Source organism: Lelliottia sp. CFBP8978, from assembly GCF_034046055.2.
Taxonomy (GTDB): domain Bacteria; phylum Pseudomonadota; class Gammaproteobacteria; order Enterobacterales; family Enterobacteriaceae; genus Enterobacter.
On the sequence record NZ_CM188253.1, the window covers coordinates 3,085,051 to 3,101,115 of the forward strand.

Below are 16,065 nucleotides of genomic sequence, written 5' to 3' on the forward strand. Positions count from 1 at the left end.
AGTGAACTATGTCCCGTAAAGAGCTAGCCAATGCCATCCGCGCCCTCAGCATGGATGCGGTGCAAAAAGCCAATTCCGGCCACCCTGGCGCCCCTATGGGGATGGCCGATATCGCCGAAGTGCTGTGGAATGACTTCCTGAAGCACAATCCGACCGATCCCACGTGGTATGACCGCGACCGCTTTATTCTCTCGAACGGCCACGCCTCTATGCTGCTGTACAGCCTGTTGCATCTCTCCGGTTATGACCTGCCGCTCTCCGAGCTAAAAAATTTCCGCCAGCTGCATTCCAAAACCCCCGGCCACCCGGAGCTGGGCTATACGCCGGGCGTGGAAACCACCACCGGGCCGCTCGGCCAGGGGCTGGCGAATGCCGTCGGACTGGCGATTGCTGAACGCACGCTGGGCGCACAGTTTAACCAGCCAGGCCATGACATCGTTGACCACTTCACTTACGTCTTTATGGGCGACGGGTGTTTGATGGAAGGGATCTCCCATGAGGTCTGTTCGCTGGCGGGCACGCTGGGTCTGGGCAAACTGATTGGTTTCTACGATCACAATGGCATTTCTATTGACGGCGAAACCGACGGCTGGTTTACCGACGATACCGCCAAACGCTTCGAGGCCTACCACTGGCACGTCGTGCACGAAATTGACGGCCATGATCCGGAGGCGGTGAAAAAAGCCATTATCGAAGCGCAGGGCGTGACCGATAAACCGTCGCTGATTATCTGTCGCACCACGATCGGTTTTGGTTCGCCGAACAAAGCGGGTAAAGAAGAGGCGCACGGCGCAGCGCTGGGCGAAGAGGAAGTGGCGCTGACGCGCCAGAAACTCGGCTGGAGGTATCCACCGTTTGAGATCCCGAAAGAGATTTACCACGCCTGGGATGCGCGCGAAGAGGGTGAAAAAGCGCAGCAGGCGTGGAACGGAAAATTTGCGGCCTACAAAAAAGCGCATCCGGAGCTGGCAGCAGAATTTTCACGGCGCATGAGCGGCGGCCTGCCGGAAAACTGGGAACAGACGACCCAGAAATTGATTGACGATTTGCAGTCCAACCCGGCGAAAATCGCCACCCGTAAGGCTTCGCAAAATACGCTGAATGCTATTGGTCCGATTCTGCCTGAACTGCTGGGCGGCTCTGCGGATCTGGCGCCAAGCAACCTGACGATCTGGTCAGGCTCCAAATCGCTGAAAGAGGATATTTCAGGCAACTACATTCATTACGGCGTGCGCGAATTCGGGATGACCGCCATCGCCAACGGCATCGCCCATCATGGCGGATTTGTCCCGTACACGGCCACTTTCCTGATGTTCGTTGAGTATGCCCGCAATGCTGCGCGCATGGCGGCGCTGATGAAGGCGCGGCAAATTATGGTTTACACCCATGATTCCATCGGGCTGGGGGAGGACGGTCCAACCCACCAGGCCGTGGAACAGCTCGCCAGCCTGCGTCTGACGCCAAACTTTAGTACCTGGCGTCCATGCGATCAGGTCGAAGCCGCCGTGGGCTGGAAGCTGGCCGTTGAACGCCATACCGGCCCGACCGCACTGATCCTGTCGCGGCAAAATCTGGCGCAGATCGAGCGCACTCCCGAGCAGGTGAAAAATATTGCGCGCGGCGGTTACGTGTTGAAAGACAGCGGCGGTAAGCCAGATGTGATTCTGATTGCGACCGGTTCGGAGATCGAAATCACCGTCCAGGCCGCGGAAAAATTGACCGCGGAAGGACACGCGGTCCGCGTGGTGTCCCTGCCCTCAACGGATATTTTTGATGCGCAGGATGAGGCATACCGTGAGTCGGTACTGCCCTCAAACGTCGCCGCCCGGGTGGCCGTCGAGGCGGGGATTGCCGACTACTGGTATAAATATGTCGGTTTAAAAGGCGCCATTGTCGGCATGACCGGCTACGGAGAATCGGCCCCGGCGGACAAGCTGTTTCCGTACTTTGGCTTTACCGTCGAGAACGTGGTCGAGAAAGCCCTTAGCATGCTTTAACGGGTGATCCATAACGTGGGCCAGGCATCTGGCCCATGCCAGTTATCGCAGCTCGGCTCTTCAGCATAACGCACCAGACGAAAGCGCTGGCCGTCAAAACGCCAGCGCGTCTGAATCCCACAGTCGGCCATTCCGCGACCGAGTGCCAGCGTCGTCAGCTCGCGCGTTTTTTCATCAAAACGGGCGTTCATCAGCTCCATTTCACTGCTTTCACTCGACGAGACAAACGGTAAACGCAAACGCACCGCCCGCGCGGCAAAGGGCTTTTTGCGTGAGACCTGCCACGCCAGATCCACCGTATTGTAAGCCCCCGCTTCGCAGCTAATCATCAGCAGCGCCTTATCATCCGTTAATGCCGTGACTCTCACTTCCCGCCGGTTAGGATCCAGCGAACACTGGCTGTTATTCATGCGCCAGGTGCCGTAGTCCAGCAGGTCATTGAGTTCATCATGGGTCAGCGGCGTCGGGGTCGGGTTGACCACCGCCACCTCTTTGAGCGCCGGGGCCGGTGGAACGCTTAACGGCGGGCTGTCGCCTTTTTTAATCCAGGCGGTTTCGCTGCCCACGCGCTGCTGTTGAGAATCAATAAACAGCAACGCGGCCTTCAGCCCGGCCAGGGAGAGGCGCTGTTGCCCGCCACGCAGCGTCAACGCCTCGCCTTCCTGAATGGTTTTGAGAAAAGCGGTAATCGTGGCCGAGTCATCGGTCAGCAGATGCCAGGGCGTGAGTTTCCAGTGCGGCGCATCCAGTGTGAGGGGCGCGCCGTCCAGCAACAGGCGTGGGGCGACAGGCGCTTCTTTGGTTTGCGGCGACGTCAGTCCGCCCAAATCAATACGCAGTGAGGCATCGGTTTTGGCCCCCGCGCTGCGGCTCAGGGTCATCACCAGACCACGGTGCTCTCCGGTATTGCGCGCGACGCAAAAATTCTGGTTATTGCAGGTGACCTGCCAGTCGGAAAAAGATTGCTGTGCAGGTGCGGCCCATACCCGTGGCACAGGCAGCATGCTGAACAAGAGAATAAGAAGAATGCTGTAGCGCATGAAAGGCACAATCCCGGAGCAGAAACTCGAAAACAGAAACTGGCAGTATCTTCGTGTCCTGACCGGGGTTGCTCAATCGGATTTATCGGATAGATTTATCTGAAATGCATTTTATAGATACTATAAAAATCAAGCCATTAGACCAGACAGCTGTAAATACTGGAGCAGTATCAACGTCTTACCATCCTTGATTTCACCGGTTTTGACCATCTCCAGCGCCTGCGTAAACGGAATTTCCAGCACATCGATCGCTTCATCTTCTACGCCGCCCCCCGCATTGCTGCGCTGGGCATCGCTGTATTCAGCGATGAAGAAGTGAATTAACTCCGTGACGCCGCCGGGAGACATGTACAGCTCAAACAGTTTCTTGACCTCACCCACTTCAAACCCGGTCTCTTCAATCGCCTCTTTGCGAATGCAGACTTCCGGCTCGTCGTTATCCAGCAGGCCGGCACAGGTTTCAATCAGGCATCCGTCAGGGTTGCCATTCACCCAGGTCGCTACGCGGAACTGACGGATCAGAACCACGCTCTGCTTCTCACGGCTGTATAACAGGATGGTTGCGCCGTTGCCGCGGTCGTATACTTCGCGTTTGTGGCGGATCACTTCCCCGTTGTTGCGGGTCAAATCGTAGGTAAAATTGCGCAGAACAAAATAGTTTTCGGAGAGAATTTTATCTTTGATGATCTCAATTTTCAGGCTCATACGGGCTCCAGAACGTAATGAGTTATTCATAGTACGCCGTGAAACCCGCTTTGTCGCCCCACTGATTTAATGCGTTTTTGGCCGTTCGATTCCCAGCCAGTCCATCATACCCTGCGCGGCATGACGCCCCTCCGCCATCGCGGTCACCACCAGATCCGCGCCACGTACCGCATCGCCACCAGCAAAAATCTGCGGATGGCTGGTCTGGTAGCGATAGCGGCTCTCCACGCTGGCGACGATGCGCCCACGATCGTCCATGTTCACCCCCTGCGCCTGCAGCCAGGGCATTCCGTGCGGATTGAAACCAAACGCCATAATGACAACATCGGCTGGCATCACAAATTCGCTGCCCTCAACCGGAACCGGACGTCGCCGCCCCTGCGCATCGGCCTCGCCGAGCTGGGTGCGCAATAAGCGAATGCCGCTCACGCGTCCGGCATCATCCAGAACCAGCTCAACCGGCTGAACGTTGAATTCAAAGTCTGCCCCCTCGTCTCTGGCGTTTTTCACCTCTTTTTTCGAACCCGGCATATTGGCTTCATCCCGGCGATACGCGCAGGTGACTTTTGCTGCCCGCTGGCGCAAGGCGGTGCGCACGCAATCCATCGCGGTATCACCGCCACCCAGAACCACCACATTCAGGCCCGCAGTGTCGAGATAGGGTTCCGCTTCCGCTGGCGCAAGTCCCATCAGGTGACGGGTATTTGCCATCAGGAAGGGGAGTGCGTCGTAAACACCCGGCGCGTCTTCATGAGGGATGCCCGCCTTCATGGATCGATAGGTTCCTACACCAATAAATACCGCGTCGTAGTCGTGCAGCAACGACGCCATCGGCAGATCTTTGCCAATTTCGCAATTCAGCTCAAAGCGAATCCCCATCGCCGTGAAGATCTCCCTGCGGCGCGCCAGCAGAGATTTCTCCAGCTTGAAGGCCGGAATACCAAAGGTCAGTAAACCGCCAATCTCCGGATGTCGGTCATAGACCGTCACACTGACACCGTGCCGGACGAGCACATCGGCGCACGCCAGTCCCGCCGGACCCGCGCCAATAATCGCGATACGCTTATCAACCGGAGCGACGCCGGTCACGTCGGGCCGCCAGCCGTTAGCCAGCGCCCGATCGGTAATGTAGCGTTCAATGTTGCCAATCGTCACCGAGCCGGATTCATCACGCAGCGTACAGGCCCCTTCGCACAAACGATCCTGCGGACAGACCCGCCCGGTAATTTCCGGTAAACAGTTGGTCTGATGAGACAGCGCGACCGCAGCCTCGATGTCTCCGGCTTTCGCGCGCGCAATCCACTGTGGAATGTGATTATGCAGCGGGCAGGTCCACTCGCAGATGGAATGCTCACCGCACGTCAGGCAGCGCGCGGCCTCACGCTGCGCCTGTTCGGCGCTGAAGGGCAGATAAATTTCGTCGAAATGCTGCTTTCTGACCGCCGGGCTGAGCTTATCCGGCTCGCCGCGCGGGGGCTGGGTCTGCAATTGCTGGCGTTTCGTCTGTTGCGGTTCACCCACTATCGCCGCGCTGTGCCACGGCTGCGCTTCCAGGCTCGCCGCCCGCTGACGTCTCGCTTTTGCCAACCGATCCAGCACGCCGGGAGTGATAAGCGTCAGGGCATCTGCCGGGCAGTTCTCCACGCACGCCGGTCCTTGCGGCCTGTCGCGGCACAAATCACATTTATGCGCTGAGGCTTTCGCGTGACCGTCCTCCATCGGCGTGACGATAATCTCCATCGTCCCAAAGGGACATGCGACGACGCAGGCTTTGCAACCGATGCATTTTTGCTGATTCACCTGTACGCTGTCGTTGCTACGGGCGATTGCGCCGTTTGGACAGCTCCGGGCACAGGGGGCATTTTCACAGTGATGGCAGGTGACTGCGCTGCGTCGTTCCCCCTCTTTCAGCACCGTAATACGAGGGACAAACTGACGCGAGTTCAGGACGTGTTGCTCATCATTGTGGGCCATCACGCAGGCCACTTCGCAGGCGTGACACCCAATACATTGCAGGCTATCAGCCATAATAAAACGATTCATAAAAAGACCTGTTCTGGTAGCATTAACCTTACTTTTTATATGAATATTGTATACCCCGACGGTCGCAGGCAATGTTCAAATGCCCAAAACCAGGGACTATTTACGACTAACCTGTGAAAGATCAATTTATTGCGCCGCAGGTGAAATTGCGTTCCAGCAACTTTCAGGAATCCTTGTTGTGACTGTTAAACGCCCTGTTTCAGGAAGCCTGGTTCGGGCTTTTATCTCCATTATTTTGCTCTCCGTGCTGAGTAGCGGCACTGCGCTGATGACGCTTGCCAGCAGCCTGCGCGATGCCGAAGCTATTAATATTGCAGGCTCTTTGCGCATGCAGAGCTATCGTCTGGGTTACGATCTGGAGCGCAATAACCCCGCTTTCTCCGAACATCGTCAGCACTGGCAGAACACCCTGAACTCCCCCGTTCTGCAGGAACTGGACCGCTGGTATGTTCCGGAGTCAGTCAAAACGGGTTATCAGCAGTTGGCCATTGCGTGGCAGGAGATGGATACGCATCTGGAAGCCGGAGATAAGGTCTGGTATCAGGACCATATCCAGCACTATGTGGAGCGTATTGATACTTTTGTTCTCGCGCTGCAGCACTATGCAGAACACAAAATGCAGCTGGTGGTCGCCATGTCGCTGGCGGGTGGCATGGGGATTTTACTGCTGGTGTTTCTGACGATGCGCCGGATACGGCGGCAGGTTGTCGCCCCGCTCAACCATCTGGTGAGCGCCAGCCTGCAAATGGAGCAAGGGAATTTTGCCATCCATGCTCAGGACACCGACCTGCCAAATGAGTTAGGACTGCTCTCGCGCACCTTTAACCATATGTCCGCCGAGCTGCATAAACACTATCGCTCGCTTGAGATCACGGTTGAGGAAAAAACTCACCACCTGAACGAAGCCCATCAGCAGCTCGAGATGCTGTTCAAGTGTTCTCAGGCACTGAATACCAGCCAAATTGATGCCCACTGTTTTCGCCATATTCTGCAGATTGTTCAGGAATATACCGGAATGAGCTATCTGGAGCTGAAGGCCAGTGATAACTGGCAACTTTGTGAAGGGAAGAAAGTAGAAACGCACGAAACGTTTACGCTGCCGCTCATTATGCAGGAGACGCGTTATGGCGAGCTGCGCTGGCAAATTGAAAACACCGCCGTGTCCGGACCGTTAATGACTAGCGTCGCGACCATGCTCGGGCGCGGGCTCTATTTTAATCAGGCGCAAAAACACTACCAGCAGCTGCTGCTTATGGAGGAGCGCGCCACCATTGCCCGCGAATTGCACGACTCGCTGGCGCAGGTACTTTCTTATCTGCGGATCCAGCTTACGCTGCTAAAACGCGCGGTACCGGAAGATAACCTTCCGGCGCAAACCATCATTTCTGATTTCTCTCGCGAGCTGAATAACGCCTGGCGTCAGCTGCGCGAGCTGTTGACCACCTTCCGTTTGACCCTGAATCATTCGAATCTTCCGGCTGCATTACAGGAGGCGCTGGACGGATTGCAGAACCAGACCAGCGCCCGGCTTAGCCTGGATTGTCGGCTCTCGTCGCTGGCACTCGATGCGCAAAAGCAGGTCCACCTGCTGCAAATCGTTCGGGAAGCGGTGCTGAATGCGATTAAACACGCTCAGGCGACCGAGATAACGGTGAGCTGCGTCACCGCCCCGGACGGCGAGCATACGGTATATGTCCGAGACAATGGCATCGGCATCGGCGATGCCAGCGAACCCGCTGGCCACTACGGACTCAATATTATGCGTGAGCGCGCCGGGCGCCTGGGCGGGACATTAGGCTTTTCGCAGCCGCAAAACGGCGGCACTCAGGTCTGTATTCGCTTCCGTACCCCTGAGCCTGTTGACGGTAAATAACGGTAAACGGGCGGCGTTTGGCCGTCCACTGCCGGGCAACCAGGTCATAATCGACACGGCGGGAAGGGAAGTCAGCGCGGTAAATCCGCATGATAATTTACACTATCTCCTTTTTTTCTCCACGTTTGGCATCCCCCTTGCCGCTAGAGTTAGGCGAGCAATGTACAATAATGATGCGCAGCAAAACGAGGTCTTATTTTCATGGCGAATTTCTTCATCGATCGCCCCATTTTTGCCTGGGTGTTGGCAATTATTTTATGTCTGACAGGCACTCTCGCCATTCTGTCACTCCCTGTTGAGCAGTACCCCGATCTGGCTCCACCGAATGTTCGTATTACCGCGAACTATCCGGGGGCGTCGGCACAAACGCTGGAAAATACCGTCACCCAGGTGATTGAACAGAACATGACCGGGCTGGATAACCTGATGTATATGTCGTCGCAGAGCAGCGCGACAGGCCAGGCCACCGTCACCCTGAGCTTTACCGCCGGTTCCGATCCTGATGAAGCCGTGCAGCAGGTGCAGAACCAGCTGCAATCCGCGATGCGTAAGCTCCCGCAGGCGGTGCAAAATCAGGGCGTGACGGTGCGAAAAACGGGTGACTCCAACATTCTGACCATTGCCTTTGTCTCAACCGATGGCTCAATGGATAAACAGGATATTTCGGACTACGTCGCCAGTAATATTCAGGACCCGCTAAGCCGTATCAACGGCGTCGGCGATATCGACGCCTATGGCTCGCAATATTCAATGCGCATCTGGCTGGACCCGGCAAAGCTAAACAGCGTGCAGATGACCGCCACGGATGTGACTGATGCTATCAAATCTCAGAACGCGCAAATCGCCGTGGGTCAGCTTGGGGGCACGCCTTCCGTTGATAAACAGGCGCTGAACGCCACGATTAACTCGCAGTCGCTGCTCCAGACGCCCCAGCAATTTCGCGATATTACCCTGCGCGTGAATCAGGACGGTTCCGAGGTGCGTCTCGGTGACGTGGCGACCGTAGAAATGGGCGCGGAGAAATACGATAACTTGAGCCGGTTTAACGGTAACCCGGCGTCAGGTCTGGGGGTGAAACTGGCCTCCGGTGCGAACGAAATGGCGACCGCCAAACTGGTGATCGACAGGCTGGACGAGCTGTCGCAGTATTTCCCGCATGGACTTGAGTACAAAGTCGCCTACGAAACCACCTCCTTCGTTAAAGCCTCCATTGAAGATGTGGTGAAAACGCTGCTCGAAGCCATCGCGCTGGTGTTCCTCGTGATGTATCTGTTCCTGCAAAACTTCCGCGCCACGCTGATCCCGACTATCGCCGTTCCGGTCGTGTTGCTCGGCACCTTTGCCGTGCTCTACGCTTTCGGTTATAGCATCAACACCCTGACCATGTTCGCGATGGTGCTGGCGATAGGTCTGCTGGTGGATGATGCGATCGTGGTGGTGGAGAACGTCGAGCGCATCATGAGCGAAGAAGGCCTTTCGCCGCGGGAAGCAACGCGTAAATCAATGGGCCAAATTCAGGGGGCGCTGGTCGGTATCGCAATGGTGCTCTCTGCCGTATTCGTGCCGATGGCCTTCTTTGGCGGTACAACGGGGGCGATTTACCGTCAGTTCTCCATCACCATTGTCTCTGCGATGGTACTGTCTGTACTGGTGGCGATGATCCTGACCCCTGCCCTCTGTTCGACGCTGCTCAAACCGTTACACAAGGGCGAGCAACACGGTCAGAAAGGGTTCTTCGGCTGGTTTAACCGGATGTTCAACCGTAATGCGGCGCGTTACGAAGCGGGGGTGGGTAAAATTTTGCACCGCAGCCTGCGCTGGATTGTGATCTATATCCTGTTGCTCGGCGGTATGGTCTTTTTATTCCTGCGCCTGCCCACCTCGTTTCTGCCGCTCGAAGATCGGGGCATGTTTATTACCTCGGTGCAGTTGCCGAGCGGCTCGACCCAGCAGCAGACGCTGAAGGTCGTTGAGAAGGTGGAATCCTACTTTTTCACCAAAGAGAAAGATAACATCGTATCGGTGTTTTCTACCGTCGGGTCCGGCCCCGGGGGTAACGGACAAAACGTCGCGCGTATGTTCATCCGCCTGAAAAACTGGGATGACCGCGATAGCCAGACCGGCTCCTCTTTCGCCATCATCGAGCGGGCAACCAAAGCATTTAGCCGCATCAAAGAAGCGCGTGTCTTTGCCAGCAGCCCGGCAGCGATTAGCGGGCTGGGCAGTTCGGCGGGCTTTGATATGGAACTGCAGGATCACGCCGGCGTCGGGCATGACGCGCTGATGGCCGCGCGCGACCAGTTGCTCGATCTGGCGGGGAAAAACCCGTCGTTGACCCGCGTGCGTCACAACGGTCTTGACGATAGCCCACAGCTGCAAATTGATATCGACCAGCGTAAAGCGCAGGCACTTGGCGTCGCCATTGATGATATTAACGACACGCTGCAAACGGCATGGGGATCGAGCTACGTTAACGACTTTATGGATCGGGGCCGCGTGAAAAAGGTCTATGTGCAGGCGGCCGCGCCTTACCGCATGCTGCCGAACGATATCAATCTCTGGTATGTGCGCAACAATGCCGGGGGAATGGTACCGTTCTCCGCCTTCGCCACCTCGCACTGGCAAAGCGGTTCTCCGCGCCTTGAACGCTATAACGGCTATTCGGCTCTGGAGATCGTGGGTGAGGCTGCGCCGGGCGTGAGTACCGGAACCGCGATGGATATCATGGAACAACTGGTTCAACAGTTGCCATCCGGCTTTGGCCTGGAGTGGACCGCAATGTCCTACCAGGAGCGTTTATCAGGCGCTCAGGCCCCGGCGCTCTATGCGCTGTCGCTGCTGGTGGTGTTCCTGTGTCTCGCCGCACTCTATGAAAGCTGGTCCGTGCCGTTCTCCGTCATGCTGGTCGTGCCGCTTGGGGTGATCGGCGCACTGCTGGCGACGTGGATGCGAGGGCTGGAGAACGATGTGTACTTCCAGGTCGGGCTGCTGACGGTGATAGGGCTATCGGCGAAAAACGCAATTTTGATCGTCGAATTTGCCAATGAGATGAATTCGAAGGGCAATGACCTGCTGTCGTCGACGCTGCACGCCTGTCGACAACGCTTGCGCCCGATCCTGATGACATCGCTGGCGTTTGTGTTTGGCGTCCTGCCAATGGCAACCAGCTCCGGTGCAGGCTCCAGCAGCCAGCATGCGGTAGGTACTGGGGTGATGGGCGGGATGATTTCAGCCACAATTCTGGCGATCTACTTCGTTCCACTGTTCTTTGTGCTGGTACGTCAACGCTTCCCGCTAAAGGAAAGAGCAGAATAACCATCACAATAAAAAAGGCGGCTCCGGTGGCCGCCTTTTTATTGTGTGATTTATCACATCATTTTATTAACTAAATTAAGTGCTCTTGCAGTTCTTCCTGAATGTCATTTACGAAGCATATCTTCGATAAAATCTTTCCAGTTCCCCAGTTCACGTTCAATCATAACAACCTCTCTTATTATTATGCGTATTCTAAGAGAATATATCGCCATTGTGAAGATAATTTAATCAATCGCTTTGATTGCCACCTCCCCGTTCCGCGGGCCTTCAGACAAATATGGCTCTGTCCCCGTAAATTTTATGTGACCAATAGCAATATTTAGATACAACCATGCAAGCGGGTGAGATTCTTATTACTGGCTGTTCTTAAACGAAATTGCGTGGTGCTGGACATTTATGCGTATAAGATGAAAGAATATTCAGCTTACAGATGTAGCTTCAATTTAACGGCAGCGTTGAAACCGTTATTTGTTGAACAGATCATTTTATCTTTTCTATTATAACATCGAAAAAATTGAGTATTTTGCACTCATAAAGACAAAAGGATTCATCATGATTGTGATGTACGGCATTAAAAACTGCGACACCATCAAAAAAGCCCGCCGCTTCCTGGAGGCCCACAACGTCGATTACCGCTTTCATGACTACCGTGCCGATGGGCTGGATGCCGATTTTCTGCATACCGCCATCGCCGAACTGGGCTGGGAAGCCTTGTTGAATACCCGGGGAACCACATGGCGTAAACTGGATGAATCCGTTCGCAGCAGCATCACTGACGCCCGGAGCGCGGCTAAATTAATGCTTGAAATGCCTGCAATTATCAAACGCCCATTGCTCTGCGCGCCCGGTCAGCCTATGCTGCTGGGTTTTAGTGAATCCAGTTATCAGACTTATATTTGAGGTGTAGTCTATGTCATGCCCGGTCATTGAGCTGACTCAGCAGCTTATTCGCCGCCCTTCCCTGAGCCCGGACGACGCAGGTTGTCAGGCATTAATGATTGAACGCCTGCGCGCAATTGGCTTTACCGTTGAGCGTATGGATTTTGGCGATACTCAGAACTTCTGGGCATGGCGCGGCCAGGGCGAAACGCTGGCCTTTGCCGGACATACCGATGTGGTTCCGGCAGGCGATGCCGACCGCTGGATCAATCCCCCGTTTGAACCCACGATCCGCGATGGCATGCTGTTTGGCCGTGGCGCGGCTGACATGAAAGGCTCGCTGGCGGCCATGGTCGTCGCCGCTGAACGTTTTGTGGCGCAGCATCCTAATCATAAAAATCGTCTCGCATTCCTGATCACTTCTGACGAAGAAGCCAGCGCTAAAAATGGCACGGTGAAAGTCGTTGAAGCGTTAATGGAGCGCCGCGAGCGTCTGGATTATTGCCTGGTGGGCGAACCGTCAAGCACCGAAGTCGTCGGTGACGTGGTGAAAAATGGCCGTCGTGGCTCGCTGACCTGCAATCTGACCCTTCACGGCGTTCAGGGACACGTGGCCTACCCGCATCTGGCGGATAACCCTGTTCATCGCGCTGCCCCGATGCTCAACGAACTGGTCGGGATCGAGTGGGATAAAGGTAACGAATTTTTCCCGCCGACCAGCATGCAGATTGCCAACGTGCAGGCAGGGACAGGCAGCAATAACGTCATTCCGGGCGATTTCTTCGTGCAGTTTAACTTCCGCTTTAGTACGGAACTGACCGACGAAATGATCAAAGCGCGGGTTATCGCTCTGCTGGAAAAATACGAATTGCGTTACACCGTAGACTGGTGGCTCTCTGGTCAACCGTTCCTCACCCAACGCGGCAAACTGGTTGATGCGGTGGTTAATGCTATCGCGCACTATAATGAGATCAAACCACAACTCCTGACGACGGGTGGCACTTCAGACGGACGTTTTATTGCCCGGATGGGCGCGCAGGTCGTCGAACTGGGGCCGGTAAACGCCACCATTCATAAAATCAATGAATGCGTGAACGCGGCTGATCTGCAGCTACTGGCTCGTATGTATCAACGTATCATGGAGCAACTCGTCGCCTGACGACTGCTCTGAAAAGGAAAAGCGAATGGACTGGCTGGCAAAATATTGGTGGATTCTGGTGTTAGTGTTTCTGGTGGGTGTCCTGCTTAACGTCATCAAAGATCTTAAGCGGGTTGACCATAAGAAATTCCTCGCCAATAAACCCGAGCTTCCCCCTCATCGTGACTTCAACGATAAGTGGGACGATGATGAAGACTGGCCGAAGAAAGACCAGAAGAAGTAATCTTTTTTCCCTCTCTCCAGCCGGAGAGAGGGAGATCAATTACATAAATTCCACGATGTCATCATCGTTCGGCTTCCCGGCACTGAGCGCTTCGTCGAAGTAGTGCTTCGGTACGGTAAAACGCAGGTGATCCAGAGCAAGCTGAATGCTGCGATCGTCAATGGCATGTCCCAACTGTTCAACGATGTCGAGCGTGACATCCCCTCCTTCACGCATCAGCGCTTCCTGAGCGGCCACCGCGTGTGCAAGCTCAATTACCCTGTCTTCGCCGCCGTGGATCAAATGGACGGTGGTTAAGGTCGTTGCGCTCTGCGGTAACGTGGCGAAACGTCCGTTGAAGGCGATGACGCGGGACGCCAGCCCTGGCTGCGCTTTTACGCTCTCCAGAGACATAATCGCCCCCTGAGAAAAACCAATCAGCGCCGTGGCGTTGGCCCCAACACCGCTCTGTTTTTGCCAGTAGCGAACCGTTTCAATGAAGGTTGGCATGATGGCATCGACACGCGCCTGACGATTCTCTTCCGTCACGCCCTGTACGGAGAACCACTGGCGTCCGTTCGGGCCGCACGGCTCTACACCCCCGACGCTCACAATCAGCGCATCCGGGAACATCGGGGCAAACCAGCTGCCGATCTCGCCCATATTCACCGGATTATCACCCACACCGTGAAACAGCAGCAGAAGTTGTTGCGCGGGTTGGTCTGGGCTTTGAACAACGAAATGGTCATGTTTCATGGCGGTCTCCTTAATTGATGGTCAGGATTTTACGCCTCTCGGGGGTAATCACCATGCCACTTTACTGAAGAAGTCATTGAAAAAATTGCCATTGCAAAATGTCATCTTTGAGCTGCTGACAGCGGCTATTATCCAGCCAGTCAAGGGCTTGCGCAGTCTCTGTACGCTGTCGGGCCAGCAGCGCCTTGCGTCCGTGAAGCGCCAGTTCAGCGCACAGTTGCGCGTCCTCTTTGCCCTCTTCCAGCCTGCCGCGCAGGGTCTTCAGCGGTAAAGCGACCGCCAGCAGTAAGCGCGTAAGCGCTGCTGCAGACGTCGAGAGAGGACGATGGGCAAAGGCGAAACCGCTTAGCTCCAGCCAGTCATCATCATTAAGGGTAGACTCCCAGCGATCGTCGACGGGGATCTTTTCACCGTTCCACTGGGCAATCACGCGCGCATCGCGGCACAATCGCTGATGTTCCTGTGCACACAGCGCCTGCCCCGCCTCGCTGATGGGCCGTAGCGCCATCGCCGTGAAGCAGCCACTGCTGGCCTCACGATGACTGCCGATGCGCACCAGCACAAAGCCGCAGCGCTGCCAGAACCGCCACAGCTCATGGGTGTAGCCAAAGCTCACGGAGAGATAATCCTGCTGTCGGTGCGCACCTGCGCTGCCCGTTAACGCCTGGCCGATGCCCTCGCGCTGACGCGCCGGATGCACCGCTACGCGGGTGACGCGCCGCCCGACAAGCGTAGCCGCAAGCGGTGATCCGCCGTGTGCGGCAAGAGATTGCGCCACCAGATTGCCGCGCGGGCGTCGGTAACCTGCCCACACGGCCTGACTCAACGCCGGACTTAACCCGCCCTCGTCTATCAGCCACAGCGCCCCTGCCAGCGCTTTCCCGGCGCAAGCCACGGCAAAATGCTGGCCCGGTGCGTCCATCATCCGGCGCAAATCCAGGGGTGAGGTGCGGTAGTGCGCTGAGCACAATAGCCGGTAGATATCAGCGGCAAGCTGCGGCTGGCTCTCCCAGGCGTTTTGTTCAAGGGAGATGATCTCTGGTGCGCCGCCGGGTATCGCGTCGACGACGTCGTCATCAAATAACAACGCATCCGCTATCACGCGCTCAAGGGGGCAGCCCGCCGCCCAGCGAATAGGGGCCGAGAGTGAGAAAGAGTGCAGGCAGCTTAAACGCGCGCAGAATTTGAGCAAAAAGCCGCGTCCGGTGCCTTCGTAACCCTGCACTGTCGTTGTGAGTAATACGCGCGGAAAACGCGAAACCAGCTGTTCCAGCAGCGGGCCGGGAATGGCGGCGGCTTCATCAACCACCAGCCAGTCGGCCTGCTGGTCTGAGGCAAGCAACGCATCCGGTGCCATAAAGTGATAGTCATTTTCCGCGAAGCGGGCGATGACGTCTGTTGCCCCTTTTGCAGGCGCAGTGACGATAGCCCGCCCCGAAATGCGGCTTAATAGCATCCCTGCGAGCGCGGATTTCCCCCGCCCGCGTGGTGCCGTCACCACCGCTACACCGGTTTCCATCTCGGTTAGTGCCGCCAGAATGTCAGCCTGTTCGCGCTGCGGCTTGCCGCTGGCAGGCTGCCAGTCGGATGCCGAAGGCAAGGGGAAATCAGGTAAGGGCTGGTGTTCATGCCAGATCAACGCATCGGGAGCGCTGCTCACCACCCGACAAAAATGGTGAACAAAATGCGGCGTCGCGATGGGGGTATCGCTTTCGCTCCAGCGAAGCGAATCACTGTCGGTTTTTTCAGGCCAGATGGCGAAGGGAGGCGTGAGTAATACCAGCAGGCTACCCGCGCGTAACGTGCCGCTGAGCGCCGCAAATGCCGAGACGTCAAAGCCGCTACGGGCATCGAAGATGGCGTGGAGATACTCACGCCCGAGAAGATTTTTCAGCGCCTGCGGCGCGCAGAACGGCTCTGTCGGGGCATCATTGCCTACCCACAGCCAGTCGCCGGAAAGCGACTCGCGCAGCGACAAGGCTTGCGCCAGAGACCAGTCGCCTTCACCGCTTATGACCAGTAATCGACGATGGCCTTCCCGCTGCAACTGCGCGATAAGAGAGTCAAACTGCATATCCGTTTCGTCCCTGACGCGC

At 56.2% G+C, this 16,065-nt stretch carries 12 protein-coding genes; 6 read left to right on the forward strand and 6 right to left on the reverse strand.

The window, feature by feature from the left end:
- Positions 1-8: 8 nt before the first annotated feature.
- Positions 9-1,997, forward strand: a complete 1,989-nt coding sequence (tkt, locus tag SOM82_RS14550; RefSeq protein ID WP_320459674.1) for a transketolase — start codon at positions 9-11, stop codon at positions 1,995-1,997.
- On the opposite strand, the gene SOM82_RS14555 is transcribed toward tkt, so the two are convergent.
- The 3 genes from SOM82_RS14555 to aegA form a co-directional block, all read right to left on the reverse strand.
- The gene (locus SOM82_RS14555) at positions 1,994-3,037 is read right to left on the reverse strand and encodes a DUF1176 domain-containing protein (protein ID WP_154128404.1); all 1,044 of its coding nucleotides are present in this window, start codon (positions 3,035-3,037) and stop codon (positions 1,994-1,996) included. The two genes, tkt and SOM82_RS14555, sit on opposite strands and share 4 nt — an antisense overlap.
- Before the next feature lie 129 nt (positions 3,038-3,166).
- Positions 3,167-3,742 carry a GDP-mannose pyrophosphatase NudK gene (nudK, locus tag SOM82_RS14560; protein WP_154128402.1) on the reverse strand — a complete coding sequence of 192 codons (576 nt, stop codon included), beginning with the start codon at positions 3,740-3,742 and terminating at the stop codon, positions 3,167-3,169.
- A gap of 66 nt (positions 3,743-3,808) precedes the next feature.
- Positions 3,809-5,785 carry a formate-dependent uric acid utilization protein AegA gene (aegA, locus tag SOM82_RS14565; protein ID WP_320459673.1) on the reverse strand — a complete coding sequence of 659 codons (1,977 nt, stop codon included), beginning with the start codon at positions 5,783-5,785 and terminating at the stop codon, positions 3,809-3,811.
- A 178-nt stretch (positions 5,786-5,963) separates the two neighbouring features.
- On the opposite strand from aegA, the gene narQ reads away from it, so the two are divergent.
- Positions 5,964-7,658 (forward strand): nitrate/nitrite two-component system sensor histidine kinase NarQ, encoded by a 1,695-nt coding sequence (gene narQ, locus SOM82_RS14570; RefSeq protein ID WP_320459672.1) that lies wholly within the window; start codon positions 5,964-5,966, stop codon positions 7,656-7,658.
- Between the two features lie 201 nt (positions 7,659-7,859).
- On the forward strand, positions 7,860-10,973 hold the full coding sequence (gene acrD / locus SOM82_RS14575; protein WP_154128396.1) for a multidrug efflux RND transporter permease AcrD: 3,114 nt from the start codon (positions 7,860-7,862) through the stop codon (positions 10,971-10,973).
- A gap of 104 nt (positions 10,974-11,077) precedes the next feature.
- Here the strand turns inward: acrD and ypfM are convergent, their stop codons facing one another.
- Positions 11,078-11,137: a protein YpfM gene (gene ypfM, locus SOM82_RS14580; protein ID WP_100780840.1), complete on the reverse strand. Its 60-nt coding sequence runs from the start codon at positions 11,135-11,137 to the stop codon at positions 11,078-11,080.
- A gap of 388 nt (positions 11,138-11,525) precedes the next feature.
- Here ypfM and SOM82_RS14585 point away from each other — a divergent pair, with 388 nt between their 5' ends.
- Genes SOM82_RS14585 through SOM82_RS14595 form a run of 3 tightly spaced genes read left to right on the forward strand, consistent with a single transcriptional unit; the run spans position 11,526 to position 13,234 of the window.
- Positions 11,526-11,873: an ArsC family reductase gene (locus SOM82_RS14585; protein ID WP_320459671.1), complete on the forward strand. Its 348-nt coding sequence runs from the start codon at positions 11,526-11,528 to the stop codon at positions 11,871-11,873.
- Between the two features lie 10 nt (positions 11,874-11,883).
- Positions 11,884-13,011: a succinyl-diaminopimelate desuccinylase gene (dapE, locus tag SOM82_RS14590; RefSeq protein ID WP_154128392.1), complete on the forward strand. Its 1,128-nt coding sequence runs from the start codon at positions 11,884-11,886 to the stop codon at positions 13,009-13,011.
- A gap of 25 nt (positions 13,012-13,036) precedes the next feature.
- Positions 13,037-13,234: a YpfN family protein gene (locus tag SOM82_RS14595; protein ID WP_154128391.1), complete on the forward strand. Its 198-nt coding sequence runs from the start codon at positions 13,037-13,039 to the stop codon at positions 13,232-13,234.
- Positions 13,235-13,273: 39 nt separating this feature from the next.
- On the opposite strand, the gene ypfH is transcribed toward SOM82_RS14595, so the two are convergent.
- The gene (gene ypfH, locus SOM82_RS14600) at positions 13,274-13,969 is read right to left on the reverse strand and encodes an esterase (RefSeq protein WP_320459670.1); all 696 of its coding nucleotides are present in this window, start codon (positions 13,967-13,969) and stop codon (positions 13,274-13,276) included.
- Positions 13,970-14,042: 73 nt separating this feature from the next.
- Positions 14,043-16,043: a tRNA(Met) cytidine acetyltransferase TmcA gene (locus SOM82_RS14605; RefSeq protein ID WP_320459669.1), complete on the reverse strand. Its 2,001-nt coding sequence runs from the start codon at positions 16,041-16,043 to the stop codon at positions 14,043-14,045.
- Between the last annotated feature and the right edge of the window lie 22 nt (positions 16,044-16,065).

Excerpts from the sequence above, each read along its gene's own strand:
- aegA (WP_320459673.1), bottom strand. The coding sequence starts at position 5,785 with ATGAATCGTTTTATTATGGCTGATAGCCTGCAATGTATTGGGTGTCAC.
- SOM82_RS14555 (WP_154128404.1), bottom strand. The coding sequence starts at position 3,037 with ATGCGCTACAGCATTCTTCTTATTCTCTTGTTCAGCATGCTGCCTGTG.
- SOM82_RS14595 (WP_154128391.1), top strand. The coding sequence starts at position 13,037 with ATGGACTGGCTGGCAAAATATTGGTGGATTCTGGTGTTAGTGTTTCTG.
- SOM82_RS14605 (WP_320459669.1), bottom strand. The coding sequence starts at position 16,043 with ATGCAGTTTGACTCTCTTATCGCGCAGTTGCAGCGGGAAGGCCATCGT.
- acrD (WP_154128396.1), top strand. The coding sequence starts at position 7,860 with ATGGCGAATTTCTTCATCGATCGCCCCATTTTTGCCTGGGTGTTGGCA.
- ypfH (WP_320459670.1), bottom strand. The coding sequence starts at position 13,969 with ATGAAACATGACCATTTCGTTGTTCAAAGCCCAGACCAACCCGCGCAA.
- nudK (WP_154128402.1), bottom strand. The coding sequence starts at position 3,742 with ATGAGCCTGAAAATTGAGATCATCAAAGATAAAATTCTCTCCGAAAAC.
- SOM82_RS14585 (WP_320459671.1), top strand. The coding sequence starts at position 11,526 with ATGATTGTGATGTACGGCATTAAAAACTGCGACACCATCAAAAAAGCC.
- dapE (WP_154128392.1), top strand. The coding sequence starts at position 11,884 with ATGTCATGCCCGGTCATTGAGCTGACTCAGCAGCTTATTCGCCGCCCT.
- tkt (WP_320459674.1), top strand. The coding sequence starts at position 9 with ATGTCCCGTAAAGAGCTAGCCAATGCCATCCGCGCCCTCAGCATGGAT.